The following is a 13,654-nucleotide window of genomic DNA, read 5'->3' as shown; positions in this document are numbered from 1 at the left end:
GGCCTGCTGCATGGAGCGCAGCAGCATGGTGTGGATCTGCTGTGCGTCCTGCCGTTCCTTGGTGGCTTCGGCAATGGCCTGGAACTCCTCGGGCGCGGGGTTCTCGCTGATCGACATGCCCACCCCCATGGCCTTGAGGTAGCTGCGCAGGATGTCCTGCTTCTCGGGCGTGGGGCCTTCGTGCACCCGGAACAGGCCGCTCTGGCCGCTCTGGGCGATGAAATCGGCGCTGCACACGTTGGCAGCCAGCATGGCCTCCTCGATCAGGCGGTGGGCCTCGGTGCGCACGCGCGGCACGATCTTCTCGATGTGGCCGTTGTCGTCGCACACGATCTGCGTTTCGGTGGTTTCGAAATCCACGGCCCCGCGCTGCTGGCGGGCCGCGAGCAGCGCACGGTACACGTCGTGCAGGTGCAGCAGATCGGTCACGCGTGCGCGCCGCCGCTCGGCCTCGGGACCACGGGTGTTCGTCAGGATGGCCGCCACCTCGGTGTAGGTCAGGCGCGCATGGCTGAACATCACCGCCGGGTAGAACTGGTAGGCGTGGATCTCGCCCTTGGCCGTGATCAGCATGTCGCACACCATGCACAGGCGCTCCACGTCCGGGTTGAGCGAGCACAGGCCGTTGGACAGCTTCTCGGGCAGCATGGGAATCACGCGGCGCGGGAAGTACACGCTGGTGGCGCGGTCGTAGGCATCGACGTCGATGGCGCTGCCGGTCTGCACGTAGTGGCTCACATCGGCAATCGCCACCAACAGGCGCCAGCCCTTGCTGCGCCCGATCTTCGCCGGCTCGCAGTACACGGCATCGTCGAAGTCGCGCGCATCCTCGCCGTCGATGGTGACCAGCGGCACGTCGGTGAGGTCGATGCGCTGCTTCTTGTCGCGTGCCCGCACCTTGTCGGGCAGCGCGCCCGCCTCGGCCAGGCAGGCCTCGGAGAACACGTGCGGTACGGCGTACTTGCGCACGGCGATCTCGATCTCCATGCCGGGGTCGTCGACCTCGCCCAGCACCTCGGTGATGCGGCCCACGGGCTGGCCGAACAGGGCCGGCGGCTCGGTGAGCTCGACCACCACGACCTGCCCCGTGCGTGCGCTGCTCAGGGCGCCCGCGGGAATGAGAATGTCCTGCCCGTAGCGCTTGTCCTCGGGGGCGACGATCCAGACGCCGCCCTCCTGCAACAGACGGCCGATGATGGGCTGGGCGGGGCGCTCGACGATCTCGACCACGCGCCCTTCGGGCCGGCCGCGCCGGTCCTGGCGCACGATGCGGGCACGCACGCGGTCCTTGTGCAGCACGGCGCGCATTTCGTTGGGAGGGAGATAAATGTCGGCCTGGCCATCGTCACGCACCACGAAACCGTGGCCGTCGCGGTGACCCTGCACGGTGCCTTCGATTTCGTCAGCGGGATGCGAAGATTGCGTGCGGGAGTTCAATTTTTTGTTATACAATGTTGGTCTTTCCTGAAATGCCCAGGTGGCGGAATTGGTAGACGCACTAGTTTCAGGTACTAGCGGGTAACTCCGTGGAGGTTCGAGTCCTCTCCTGGGCACCAAGTTTAACGAAAAGCCGCTCCCCCAGCGGCTTTTTTCTCAGCAATAAAGCGCAAACAGTTTCAGGAAGACGCTTTCTTGCTATACAATTTGAAATTCCTGAAATGCCCAGGTGGCGGAATTGGTAGACGCACTAGTTTCAGGTACTAGCGGGTAACTCCGTGGAGGTTCGAGTCCTCTCCTGGGCACCAAACAGCAAAGGCCGTTGCACACGCAACGGCCTTTTTCTTTTGGCGCCTGCCCGCTTCCCCGGGGCTTGCCTGCAGGCCCTTGCAGGCCTGCAGGCAGGTGCTTACTTGCGCAGCAGGACCTTGAGCACGGCCTGCAGGCGGCGCGCACTGCCCGCATCGCTGGCGCTGGCCAGGACCCGCGCAGCGTCCTGGCCCCAGGTCTGGGCCGGTGCCGGGTCGTTGCGGCGCGTGAGCAATTGCAATTGCAGTGCACGGCGCGCGGGCAGGTGTTCTGCCGGGGTGGGCAGCTCGGCTGCCATCTCCAGGCGCAGCAGCGCCTCGGCCGCATCCCCGGCCGGCGCACCGGACAGGGCCTGCACCCAGGCGCTGCGCACTGCCGGCGCCACGCGCCCACCCAGTTCCTGGGTGCCGGGCAGTTGCGCCGGGTCGCGCTGCTCCCAGGCGGTCAGCAGTTGCGTGAGGGCCTCGCCATGGGCCTGCGCCGCCAGCCGCCTGAGGGCCGCCTGCGCATGCTCCATGGCGTCGCGCTGGGCACGGAAGGCCGCATCACCCAGGCGCGGGCCACGTTCTTCGCGCATCGGCCGCTCACCCAGGCGCCCTCCGCGCTCACCCCGACCTTCCGGACGGCCGGGACGGCCATCGCGCCGCTCGCCCGGACGGCCGGGGCGCGCACCGGGTGCCGGCACGGCATCGCGCTTCATGCCCGGGCGGTCGTCGCCGCGCACGGCCACCACGGGGCGTGCGCCAGCGGCCTTCGGGGCCGCGGTTTGCGGCGCTTCACTTTCTGTAGCTTCCGACGCTTGCTCAGCGGGCGTTTGCACGGCTTTTTCTTCAGATTGGGCGGCATGCGCCTGCTGGCGCAGCGCCTCTTCCAGGGCCTGCATGGCGTGGCGAATCTGCTGTGCATCGCCGCTGGCGCTGGCGGCGTCCAGGGCCTTGGAGGCCTCGAGCACGGCGCGGTCGCGGGCGCTCAGTTCGGTGGCCGCGCGCTCGCGCTCGCTGCCCTTGCGCTGGAAGGCCTCGTCGATGGGCTTGCGAAACGCGTCCCAGAGCTTTTGCTCATGCCGGCGTTCCAGCGGCACGGCCTGCGCCTCGGCCTGCCAGCGCTGCTGCAACTGTTTGATGGCATCGATGCGCAGCGGGGCCGCAGCCCCCAGCGCGGTGGCCTCCTCGATCATGGCGTGGCGGCGCGCCAGGCTCTCCTTTTGCGCCGCTTCGAGCGGTGCGCTGGCCTGGGCGAAGGCCTGCTTCCACAGCGGCTGCAGTTCGGCAAACACTTTTTCCCCCACATGGCCGCCTTCGCGCCAGCGCTCGGCAAACTGGTGCAGGGCGCGGCCCAGCGCCTTCCAATCGGTGCTGGCGGCCTGCGCGGCAGACCAGGCCTGCAGCTCCTCGATCAGTGCCAGGCGCGCGGCCTTGTGCTCGGCAGCCTCGGCGCGGACCTTGCTCAGCCAGGCCTCGACGACCTTGTGCGCCGCATTGCACGCCTCGTCGAACTTGCGCCACAGCGCATGGTTGGCCGGGCCGCCCTGGTCGGCCTGCTTCCACTGCTCGCGCAACTGGCGCAGGGTCTCCTGCATCTTGCGCCCGCCCAGGGCCTGGCCCTCGGGGCGTTGCAGCAGGGCCTCGGCCTTGGCGACGAGTTCCTCGCGCACCTGATCGGCGCTCCAGCGCTGCCAGCCCTGCAGTTCGCCCGCAGCCACCAGGGCCTGGTGGACCTGCTGCTCCAGCGCGGCATCGATATGGCGGCCATGCACCTTGAGCACGGCACGCAGTTGCGCGGACGCGCCCATGCTGGCCTTGCCATGCCCTTCGGCGGTTTCCGCCTCCAGCGTGGCCAGGGCCGCGCGCACGGCCTGCTGGGCCTTGTCGACCACGACCGGATCAACCTTGGACCGGGGCGGCCTGGCCGCTGCAGCAGCGGCCGCGACGGCGTCCGCCTCGGTGGGCAGGCCGCGCGCGGCGCGCAGCTCGTCGGCCCACACGGGCACGGGCGGCAGCGGGGCCTGGGGATCGGCCGCGGCCGCCACGGCCTGGCCCAGCGCCGCCTCGAACGCCTCCCACACCACGAGCAACTGGCTGCGCGAGGCATCGAGCAAGGGCGGGAAACGCGCTTCCACGCTGACCCAGCTCGCGTCGCCGGCCAGCTCCTGGGCCTGCTCCTGCCAGCGCCCCACGTCGGCGCGCAGCAGATCGAGCGCCGCCTGGGCATCGGCCCAGGGCTTGGTGGACAGCACCTCGATGCGCTGGGCCAGCAGGACCGCGGCCTCGCGCTGCACCTGCACGCGGTGCTGCAGGTCTTCGATCACCTTGACACGCTCGGCCAGCGCGGTCTTGAGCGCTGCCAGGGGCTCGCGCGAGAGCGGCGCGCCAGCCTTGGCCGCATCGCGCTGCCAGGCCATGGCGTCGGCAATGTTCAGGCGCGGCGCGTCCAGCAAGGCCTGCGCCTTGTCAGCCCATTCGGCGGCAATCGCCTCCTGGTTCTTGGCGCGCTTGAGCTCGTCGATGCGTTCGCGGATGGCGCGCGCCGCGCCCTTGTCGCGCACGCTCAGCTCCTTGAACACCTCCTGCAGTTGCTCGGGTGAGGGCTCTTGGGCCAGCCAGTCGCGTACGCGCGCGGCGCGCTCGCCCGAGGTGGCGGCAGAGAAGGCGCCACCCGTCAGCACATCGAGCGGATGCGGCTCGGAGATCTTGGCCGGAGCCGGGGCCGGGGTCGCTTCAGGTGCATCGGACATTTTGCTGCGGGAAGAAAAAGAAAACATGGATGACTCAAGGAATACAGCCCCGGCAGCAGCAGGGGCGTGCCGGGGACAAGGCTCTATTCTCGCCGGGATTTGCCGGCCTCCCGCAGGGCGCTATTTCGCTGCCAGCGTCAGGCGCGCACGCGGGCTCCATCCTTCGTCCTCGGGGCGCGTTACCACGGCACCGAGAAACAGGCGCCCGGACGGCACCTGGCGTGCTGCCAGATAGTCCCGGACCGCCACGCCGCGCGCCAGCGCCAGCGTACGCATGGCGTCTTCGGGCACCGCCATGCTGGTCAGCAGCAAGGCCTGCATCTCGGACTGCGGCAAGTCCTTGGCCATGCCCACGAGATTGCGCGGCTTGGGAATGTCGGAGCGCAGGTACACCTCCTTGAGCAGGGCGGGGACCTCCTCGGCGGCCACCGCCTGCACGCTGGCGCCATCCTGGCCGCTGCGCAGGGCGGCGCGGCGCTTCTGGGCCAGCAGCCACTGCTGCAACTGGGCCTGCTTCCAGCCCTCGCGCTCATCGGCGAGCCGGGCTTCGCCCACCACCGTGAGCGTGAGCGCCGGGCGATCGATCAAGGCCTGGGCCACCTTGTCCAGGCTGGCGCGCGCGGCATCGTCCAATTGCGCGCTGCCCGGGGCAAAGGCCACCGTGCCCGGCTCGGCGGCGCCACCCAAGGCGCTGGACAAGAGCGCGAACGGCGCTGTCACGGCCTTCATGATCAGGTTGCCGATGATCTTGAAGATCACCGGCCCGAGGCGGAACTCGGGGTCGTTGAGCGAGCCGCTGATGGGCAGGTCCAGGTCGATGACGCCCTGGCGGTCGGCCAGCAGGGCCGTGGCCAGGCGCACGGGCAGGCTGGCGGGCGCGCCCTCCACCGGTTCGCCAAAGGTGAGCTGGTTGAGCACGAGCTTGTTGCTTGCCGTGAGCTGGCCGTCGGGCTGGATGCGGTAGTTCACGTCCATGCTCAGCTTGCCGCGCTCGATGCCATGGCCAGCATACTTGATGGTGTAGGGCGAGAGCGGCGGCAGTTCCAGGTCGCGCATCTTGCCCGTGATGGCGAGCGCCAGCGGCCGGGCCAGGGGGTTGAGTTGGCCGGTGATCTCCAGTGTCGCCGTGCCCTCGGCACGGCCGCGCAGCTCCAGGTCCGCCATGGCGGGCGCCGCACCCGCGGCGGCGGGCTCCGAGGAGAACGCACTGAGCCGGCCGGTGAGCTCGCTCAGGTCTGCCGAGTAGTTGGGCTGGATGAAGTAGTCGGAAAAACGCACCGTACCGCCCGTGAGGGCCAAGGGGCCGAAGCGCACGGACGGGAGCGGTGCCGGCTTTGCCGGCGCAGCGGTGGGCGGCCCGGCGGCCGGTTCGGGCTGGCGCAGCAGGTCCTGCAGATTGATGCGGCCGTTGTCCTGCACGATCACGCGCGCAAAAAAATCGCTCAACGCCGTCTCGCGCACCTGGACCTGCGTGGCGTGGCCCGGGGCCAGCTCCACGTCCACGCCGCGCAGGCCCAGGGATTTCCAGTGCAACAGGTCTTCCGGCGGCGCCAGCCTGCGGTCCACGCTGGCGGCCTGGGCGCCGGAGGGCCGCGTGAGCAGGGCCGAGCGCACGCGCAGGTCGTCGAGCGAGGCGTCGCCCTGCACGCGCAGGGCGGGCCCCGCGTCTTCAGCGGCATAGCGCACCGTGCCCTGGAAGCTGCCGTCGGCACGCAGCACGCGCACGTTGAGCGCCTGGGCCACGTAGGGCTCCAGCGCGTGCAGCGGCAGCCGCTGCGCCAGCACCCGGCCCTGCACCGCCAGCGGCGCCATGCGCAGCGTGCCGGTGTACTCCAGCCGGCCGGGCTCGGTGCGCCCCGCGGCGATGCGCGCGGCCAGCTCCAGGGGCGCTGGCTGCGCCCCCAGGGGCGCAAAGTCCGCCATGCGCAGGCGCAGGGCCGCTACGCTCAGCGCCACCGGCCGCTCGGGCAGCGCATCGCGCAGGGCGATGGCGCCGCCATCCACCTCCACGGCGCCGAAATGCACCGTCCAGGGGGCTGCAGGCGCGCTCGCCGCCGGGGCGGCCTCCAGGGCACTGCCCAGCCAGTGCTCGGCCATCCAGCGCCCCTGCGCATCACGCTCCACCAGGGCGCGCGGCTGGGTGAGGACCACGCGGCCCACCTGCAGCGCGCGCTGGCCCGCATCCAGGCGGATCTCTTCGGCGCGCAAGACCTTGATTTCTGCCAGGCTGCTCTTGCTGCGCATGGCGATGCCCGGCACACCGGCCCCGGCACAGGCGGCCTGCGGCGGGCAGTCCAGGGCCAGGCCGTCGAGCGCCACGCGGCCGAGCCGCGCCGCGGCGGTCCCCGCCTGCCAGGACAGCTCCAGATCCTCGGCTGCCAGGCGCCCGCTCAGTTGCGGCACCGGGGCATCGCCAGCGCCGCCGTCCAGGGCCAGCGCGCGCACGGCCGCCCCGGCCGAGGCCAGCTGCAGCCGTCCCGCCAGGGGCTCCATATCGGCAATGCGGGCGTCGGCGCTCTCGAGCTCCAGCAGCGTTTGCCCATGGCGGCCCGCCAGGCGCACGCCACGCGCCTGCACGCTGCCGCGCAGGTGCAGGGCCGCGCCCGAATGCTGCTCGAACGCCAGGGCCAGGTCCACATCGAGCACGCCGGACTGCAGCCGGGCGGGCAGGCTCCGGGGCAGGTAGCCCTGGAAAGGCGCCAGGTCGAAACCCGTGAGGCGCACGCGCGCCTCGGTCTTGCGGCTGGCCAGAAAGGGCGTGGCCTCGGCCGTGGATTCAAAGGCGCTGCCATTGAGCTTGAAGGCCAGGTGCGGCAGCACCTTGACGGCGCGCTGGGATTCCAGGTTGCTCAGAAAGGGGATGCCCAGCTCCAGGTCGCGCACGGTGTGGGTGCGCTGCACCGTGTTGTCGGCAAAGTCCACCGCGCCGCCGTGCACGGCAATGTTGTAGAGCGCAAAGCGCCACGGCTTGCCCTGAGGCGCCTGGTCCCCGGAGGCCGTCAAGCGCGCGAGGATGTCGTCAATATCGTAGTGGCCTGCGCTGCGCTGGGTCAGGCGCAGCACCGGTTCTTCGACCTCCAGGGCGTCGAGCACGGGCGCCAGGCGCAGCAGGGACTCGGCGTCGGCATCCGCATGGATGCGCCGCACGGCCAGTTGCGTGCCCTGGCCATCGGCCGCCGCAATGGCGAGATCGTGGATGGTGAGCTCCAGCGACCAGGGCTGGAACTCCACGCGGCCTATGGTGACCTGGCGGCCCAAGGCCTCGCTGCCCAGGCGCTCGCCCTGGCTGCGCACCAGCCAGGGCACCGCCAGCCAGGCCACGGCCCAGAGCAGCAGCAGTGCTGCCATGGCCCCTGCAACGCGCAGAACCCATGGCTTCGTGTGAAATGAGAACATGAAAATCCGGCCTTGAACGTCTTGGCCCCTGCGGGCGGCGCCATGCGCTCGCGGGCATGGCGCCTTGGGGCTCCCGCCCCGGATTGCACCAGAAAACCAACGGGAAGGCGCGTACCGCACTGTAAAAAACAGAAAGCCCGGAGAAGTGGCGCAGTGCCGCTCCTCCGGGCTTGACGGCTGACGCAACGGTCTGTGCCATCGGTTGCGGCATGGAGGGTAGAGGTCCATGCTGCAGGGGGCAAGGGATTGCCCCCAGGGAGTTGCCTGGGAAGCGCGGCGCTCTGTCTGCTCTGGCACTGAATGCACGGGCAGCGGGCCTTGCTTCTTTCGGCGATGCCTGCAATGAAGAGGCAGTGACACCTTAACAAAGAACACCCGAAAGAACAAATCAGGGTCTCAATCATCCAGTGGCAGTCGATTGAAATTGGGCTGGGCTCTCCACCCGCCCCGGTGGTCCCTACGGGGGAAAAGGGTCAAAAAACTGTATTTTTCATCAGTTTTTATATTATTTATCTGTATGAAGAATGTCTTTGTTAGTGTTGACTATGCATTTTGTGCCCTCCTAGAATCCGCCAACTTCTGAAACATCAGTAGTAACCCTCACCCGCCGCCCTCTTCGGCGAAGTCAGTCCCAGGGCCCCACACCGCACCATGGCCCGGACTCGATGGCGTACCAATCCAAGCGACCCCTGCCCGCCTCCGCATGGCCCCAGGCCCGGATCCCCGGGGGGTTTGCACCAGAAAGGAAAGCTATGACAGCGACAGAAAAAATGGTCTCCGGGCTGCGCTCCGTTGCCGCGACCGTGGCACATGGACTTGTGCACCTCACCCACAACGGCTTCGCCCTCCTGGGCCTGGCCGTGGCCATGGCCGTCATTGCACTGACGGCCCGCCCCGACCTGCGCATGGCCGGGGAATCCCGGCTCGCGGATTGGCTGCTGGCCCGCCAGGCAGCACCCGCCGAGCCTGCCGACCCGGCCGAGGACCTGCTCGAGCCGAGCGAGCGCACGCTGGCGCTCAATCCCCAGGAGCTGCCCAAGGAACAGGCGCGCGTGGCCTATTGGCTCAGCAAGAAGTACCGCGTGGCGCCCGAGCCCCTGGGGCTGCTGGTGGCCGAAGCCTTCGAGCTGGGCACGCGCGCCAAGCTCGACCCCACCCTGATCCTCGCCGTCATGGCGATCGAATCGCGTTTCAACCCCTTTGCCCAAAGCCCCATGGGTGCCCAGGGCCTGATGCAGGTGATGACGCGCGTGCACACCGACAAGTACGAGCCCATGGGCGGCAAGCTCACGGCCTTCGACCCGGTGACCAATCTGCGCGTCGGGGTCAAGGTGCTCCAGGAATGCATTGCCCGCGCCGGCTCGGTCGAAGGCGGGCTGCGCTTTTACGTGGGCGCCAGCGACCCGGAGCAGGACGGCGGTTACGCCGACAAGGTGCTGGCCGAGCACTACCGCCTGCGCCAGGTGGCCGCCACAGGGCGCGCCGTGCCCGCAACGCAGGCCGTGCCCGCGCCCCTGCTCTCGACCAAGGCGCAGGTCAAGCCCGCCCCGGCGCCGGCCGCTCCCGCCTCGGGTGCCGGCACGCAGGCCGCCGCGGAGAAGGTGGCCCTGCTCTCCCCTTCGGAGTTCTGAGCACCGGCGCGCGCCGGCTCATGGCCGCAGCGTTACACTAGCGGGGTACGCGACTGGCGATAGGCGCGGGCTCCCACGGGGCCTGCCGCTGACGTGGAAACCGGCCGGACGACCGTCCGGCGAACCACTGGGGAGCGTACCGCCCGGGCCATCCACCCCGCCGCGTTTGAGCCGTTCGCCTGGGCAGCCCTTGTTTCTCCAAGGGATTCCAATGCAAAAAGGACTGCCATGTACCACCGCAACATCCTCGTCGAACAGACCGACCCCGAGCTCTTTGCCGCCATCCAGGCCGAAAACAAGCGCCAGGAAGAGCACATCGAACTGATCGCCAGCGAGAACTACGCCTCGCCCGCCGTCATGTGGGCCCAGGGCACGCAACTGACCAACAAATACGCCGAGGGCTATCCCGGCAAGCGCTACTACGGCGGCTGCGAATACGTCGATGTGGCCGAGCAGCTCGCCATCGACCGCGTCAAGCAGCTCTTCGGCGCCGAGGCCGCGAACGTGCAGGCGCACTGCGGCGCCTCGGCCAACGAGGCGGTGTTCCTGGCCTTCCTCAAGCCCGGCGACACCATCATGGGCATGAGCCTGGCCGAAGGCGGCCACCTCACGCACGGCATGGCGCTGAACATGTCGGGCAAGTGGTTCAACGTGGTCTCCTACGGCCTCAATGCCCAGGAAGCCATCGACTACGACGCCATGGAGGCCAAGGCGCGCGAGCACAAGCCCAAGCTGATCGTGGCCGGCGCCTCGGCCTACAGCCTGCACATCGACTGGGCGCGCTTCGCCAAGGTGGCCAAGGAAGTGGGCGCCATCTTCATGGTGGACATGGCGCACTACGCCGGCCTGATCGCCGCGGGCGTGTACCCCAACCCCGTGCCGCACGCCGACGTGGTCACCAGCACCACGCACAAGAGCCTGCGCGGCCCGCGCGGCGGCATCATCCTGATGAAGGCCGAGCACGAGAAGGCGATCAACAGCGCCATCTTCCCCGGCCTGCAGGGCGGCCCGCTGATGCACGTGATCGCCGCCAAGGCCGTGGCCTTCAAGGAGGCGCTGGCGCCCGAGTTCAAGGCCTACCAGCAGCAGGTGGTGACCAACGCGCGCATCGTGGCCGAGACGCTGACCGCGCGCGGCCTGCGCATCGTCAGCGGCGGCACGCAAAGCCATGTGATGCTGGTGGACCTGCGCGCCAAGGGCATCACCGGCAAGGAAGCCGAGGCCGTGCTGGGCCAGGCGCACATGACGATCAACAAGAACGCCATCCCCAACGACCCCGAGAAGCCCATGGTGACCAGCGGCATCCGCGTGGGCACGCCCGCCATGACCACGCGCGGCTTCAAGGACGAGGAGGCGCGCGCCACGGCGCACCTGATCGCCGACGTGCTGGACAACCCACGCGACGCAGCCCACATCGAGGCCGTGCGCGCCAAGGTGCACGCCCTGACCAGCCGCTTCCCGGTCTACCGCTGAGCACGCCCCCGGCCCGCCCGCGCCCATGAAGTGCCCCTTCTGCAGCCACCCGGAGACGCAGGTCGTGGAGACCCGCGCCTCGGAGGACGGGGACTTCATCCGGCGCCGGCGGCGCTGCGCCTCCTGCGGCAAGCGCTTCACCACCTACGAGCGGCCGGAGGTGAACTTCCCCAGCGTGGTGAAGAAGGACGGGCGGCGCACCGAATATTCGCGCGCCAAGCTCCTGGGGTCGTTCGCCATTGCGCTGCGCAAGCGCCCCGTGAGCACGGAGCAGGTGGACTCGGCCATCGAGCGCATCGAGGAAAAGCTGCTCAACCTGGGCCTGCGCGAAATCCCGTCGAGCCACATCGGCGAGATGGTGATGCGCGAACTCAAGAAGCTCGACAAGGTGGCCTACATCCGCTATGCCAGCGTGTACCGCAGCTTCGAGGACATCGACGAGTTCAAGAGCGTGGTGGACGAAGTGCGCCAGTGAGCCCGGCACACGCCCGGCCAGCACCGCAAACGCTACAAAATACATAGCTTCCAGCGCTTGCTCCATAAGCGCTGGAGCCCATTTTCATTGATATTCCTGTCGCCCGGAGCACGGCAGCAATGCCAGCCGCCCGGCACAATGGCGCTGCCGTGAGAACCCGCCATCTGCTGCAGCTCGTGCTGCTGTCCGCCCTGTGGGGCGCCTCTTTTCTGTTCATCCGCATCGCCAGCCCGGTGCTGGGCCCGCATGTGATGGCGCTGCTGCGCATCGGCCTGGCCACGCTCACGCTCGTGGCCATCATGCGCGCCACGCGCGAGCCCTGGCCCTGGCAGCACTGGTGCGAGCTCTCGGGCCTGGGCGCGCTGACCGTGGCCCTGCCCTTTCTGCTCTACGCCTGGGCCGCCCTGCACCTGCCCGCGGGCTACAGCGCGCTGCTCAACACCATGGTGGTGCCGTTCGGCGTGCTCGCCTCGGCGTGGATGAAGGAGGACCAGCTCTCCGTGCGCAAGTGGCTGGGCTGCGCGTGCGGCTTTGCCGGCGTGGCGCTGATCGTGCGGCTGGGGCCGGTGGAGCCCTCGCCCACGCTGATCGTGGCGGCGCTGGCCTGCATGGCCGCCGCCGCCTGCTATGGCGTGTGCACGCCCTGGATGAAGCGCGCCACCCAGCGCATCAGCCCCCTGGCCATCGCGGCGGGCATACACGCTGCGGCGCTGGTGCTGCTGCTGCCCGGCGCCGCGTGGGACTGGCCGCGGGCGCAGTTCACCGTGCCCGCCTTGCTGGCCGTGCTGGTGATGGGCGTGGTGACCTCGGGCCTGGCCTACTGGCTCAACCTGCGCGTGCTCAGCCAGGTCTCGCCCGTGGCGGCGATGAGCTCGGCCTTCATGATCCCGCTGTTCGGCGTGGCCTGGGGCAGCCTGTTCCTGGGCGAGCCGCTGGGCTCCGGCATGCTGTGGGGCGGCGCCCTGGTGCTGCTGGCCACGGCGCTGGTGACCGGCTTCAACCCGCTGCGCCTGCTGGGCGTGCTGCGCGCGCGCTGATCAGCGTAGCGCGCCCGCGATGGGCGGCACGGCCTGGACCACGTCGCCGCACTGCGCGCGGTGGCGCAGCGCATGGTCCATGAGCACCAGCGCCAGCAGCGCCTCGGCGATGGGGGCGGCACGGATGCCCACGCAGGGGTCGTGGCGGCCCTTGGTGACCACCTCGGTGCTCTGGCCGTGGATGTCGATGGACTCGCGCGGGCTCAGGATGGAGCTGGTGGGCTTGATGGCGATGCTCACCTCGATGTCCTGCCCGGTGCTGATGCCGCCGAGCACGCCGCCCGCGTTGTTGGCGCGAAAGCCCGCGGGCGTGAGCGCGTCGCCATGCTCCGTGCCGCGCTGCGCCACGCTGGCGAAGCCCGCGCCGATCTCCACGCCCTTGACGGCGTTCAGGCCCATCATGGCGTAGGCAATATCAGCGTCGAGCTTGTCGAACAGCGGCTCGCCCAGGCCCACGGGCACGCCCGTGGCCTGCACGCGGATGCGCGCACCGCAGGAGTCGTGCGCCTTGCGAAGCTGGTCCATGTAGTCCTCGTAGCGCTGCACATCGGCCACGGGGGCGAAGAAGGGGTTGTGCGGCACGTGGTCCCAGCTCTCGAACGGGATGTCGAGCTCGCCCAGTTGCGTCATGCAGGCGCGAAAGCGGGTGCCGAACTTCTCGGCCAGCCATTTCTTGGCCACGGCGCCGGCGGCCACCGTGGGCGCCGTCAGGCGCGCCGAGGAGCGGCCGCCGCCGCGCGGATCGCGCAGGCCGTACTTGTGCCAGTAGGTGTAGTCCGCATGGCCGGGGCGGAAGGTTTGCAGGATGTCGCCATAGTCCTTGCTGCGCTGGTCGGTATTGCGGATCAAGAGCGCGATCGGCGTGCCCGTGGTGCGGCCCTCGTACACGCCCGAGAGGATCTCCACCGCGTCGGGCTCGTTGCGCTGCGTGACATGGCGGCTGGTGCCGGGGCGACGGCGGTCCAGGTCGTGCTGGATGTCGGCCTCGGACAGCAGCATGCCGGGCGGGCAGCCATCGATCACGCAGCCAATGGCCGGGCCGTGGGATTCACCAAAGTTGGTGACACAAAAAAGGGTGCCGAAGGTGTTGCCGCTCATGGCGCCGGATTATCCCAGACGGCCACCCACTGCAACGGGTAAGAGCCACCGACGCTTGGAACGA

At 69.4% G+C, this 13,654-nt stretch carries 8 protein-coding genes and 2 tRNA genes; 6 read left to right on the top strand and 4 right to left on the bottom strand.

The genetic code is table 11. The annotated features are described in order from the left end of the window. A partial coding sequence (locus CGR01S_RS14925) for a ribonuclease R family protein (protein WP_042429035.1) occupies positions 1 to 1,452 on the bottom strand: 1,452 nt, incomplete at its 3' end. 19 nt (positions 1,453 to 1,471) lie between these two features. Between CGR01S_RS14925 and CGR01S_RS14920 the strand changes: the two genes are divergently transcribed. Continuing rightward, positions 1,472 to 1,556, top strand: a tRNA-Leu gene (locus CGR01S_RS14920). Positions 1,557 to 1,660: 104 nt separating this feature from the next. Further along, positions 1,661 to 1,745, top strand: a tRNA-Leu gene (locus CGR01S_RS14915). A gap of 101 nt (positions 1,746 to 1,846) precedes the next feature. On the opposite strand, the gene CGR01S_RS14910 is transcribed toward CGR01S_RS14915, so the two are convergent. Both CGR01S_RS14910 and CGR01S_RS14905 read right to left on the bottom strand, forming a co-directional pair. After that, on the bottom strand, positions 1,847 to 4,507 hold the full coding sequence (locus tag CGR01S_RS14910; protein WP_042429007.1) for a DUF349 domain-containing protein: 2,661 nt from the start codon (positions 4,505 to 4,507) through the stop codon (positions 1,847 to 1,849). A 93-nt stretch (positions 4,508 to 4,600) separates the two neighbouring features. Beyond that, positions 4,601 to 7,876, bottom strand: a complete 3,276-nt coding sequence (locus tag CGR01S_RS14905; protein WP_042429004.1) for a DUF748 domain-containing protein — start codon at positions 7,874 to 7,876, stop codon at positions 4,601 to 4,603. A gap of 752 nt (positions 7,877 to 8,628) precedes the next feature. On the opposite strand from CGR01S_RS14905, the gene CGR01S_RS14900 reads away from it, so the two are divergent. From CGR01S_RS14900 to CGR01S_RS14885, 4 genes are all read left to right on the top strand, one after another. Continuing rightward, positions 8,629 to 9,507 carry a lytic transglycosylase domain-containing protein gene (locus CGR01S_RS14900; protein WP_042429002.1) on the top strand — a complete coding sequence of 293 codons (879 nt, stop codon included), beginning with the start codon at positions 8,629 to 8,631 and terminating at the stop codon, positions 9,505 to 9,507. Positions 9,508 to 9,735: 228 nt separating this feature from the next. After that, positions 9,736 to 10,980: a serine hydroxymethyltransferase gene (gene glyA, locus CGR01S_RS14895; protein WP_042428999.1), complete on the top strand. Its 1,245-nt coding sequence runs from the start codon at positions 9,736 to 9,738 to the stop codon at positions 10,978 to 10,980. 25 nt (positions 10,981 to 11,005) lie between these two features. Then, positions 11,006 to 11,455: a transcriptional regulator NrdR gene (gene nrdR / locus CGR01S_RS14890; RefSeq protein ID WP_042428996.1), complete on the top strand. Its 450-nt coding sequence runs from the start codon at positions 11,006 to 11,008 to the stop codon at positions 11,453 to 11,455. A 149-nt stretch (positions 11,456 to 11,604) separates the two neighbouring features. Continuing rightward, complete coding sequence (locus CGR01S_RS14885) at positions 11,605 to 12,492, top strand: DMT family transporter (RefSeq protein ID WP_042429032.1); 888 nt, start codon at positions 11,605 to 11,607, stop codon at positions 12,490 to 12,492. Here CGR01S_RS14885 and aroC read toward each other — a convergent pair whose 3' ends face one another. Next, positions 12,493 to 13,590, bottom strand: a complete 1,098-nt coding sequence (gene aroC / locus CGR01S_RS14880; RefSeq protein WP_042428992.1) for a chorismate synthase — start codon at positions 13,588 to 13,590, stop codon at positions 12,493 to 12,495. Positions 13,591 to 13,654 lie beyond the last annotated feature (64 nt).

Source organism: Comamonas granuli NBRC 101663 (genome assembly GCF_000739995.1).
Taxonomy (GTDB): domain Bacteria; phylum Pseudomonadota; class Gammaproteobacteria; order Burkholderiales; family Burkholderiaceae_C; genus Simplicispira; species Simplicispira granuli.
Note: the sequence above shows the minus strand (reverse complement) of the source record. Positions and strands in the feature narration are given on the sequence as shown.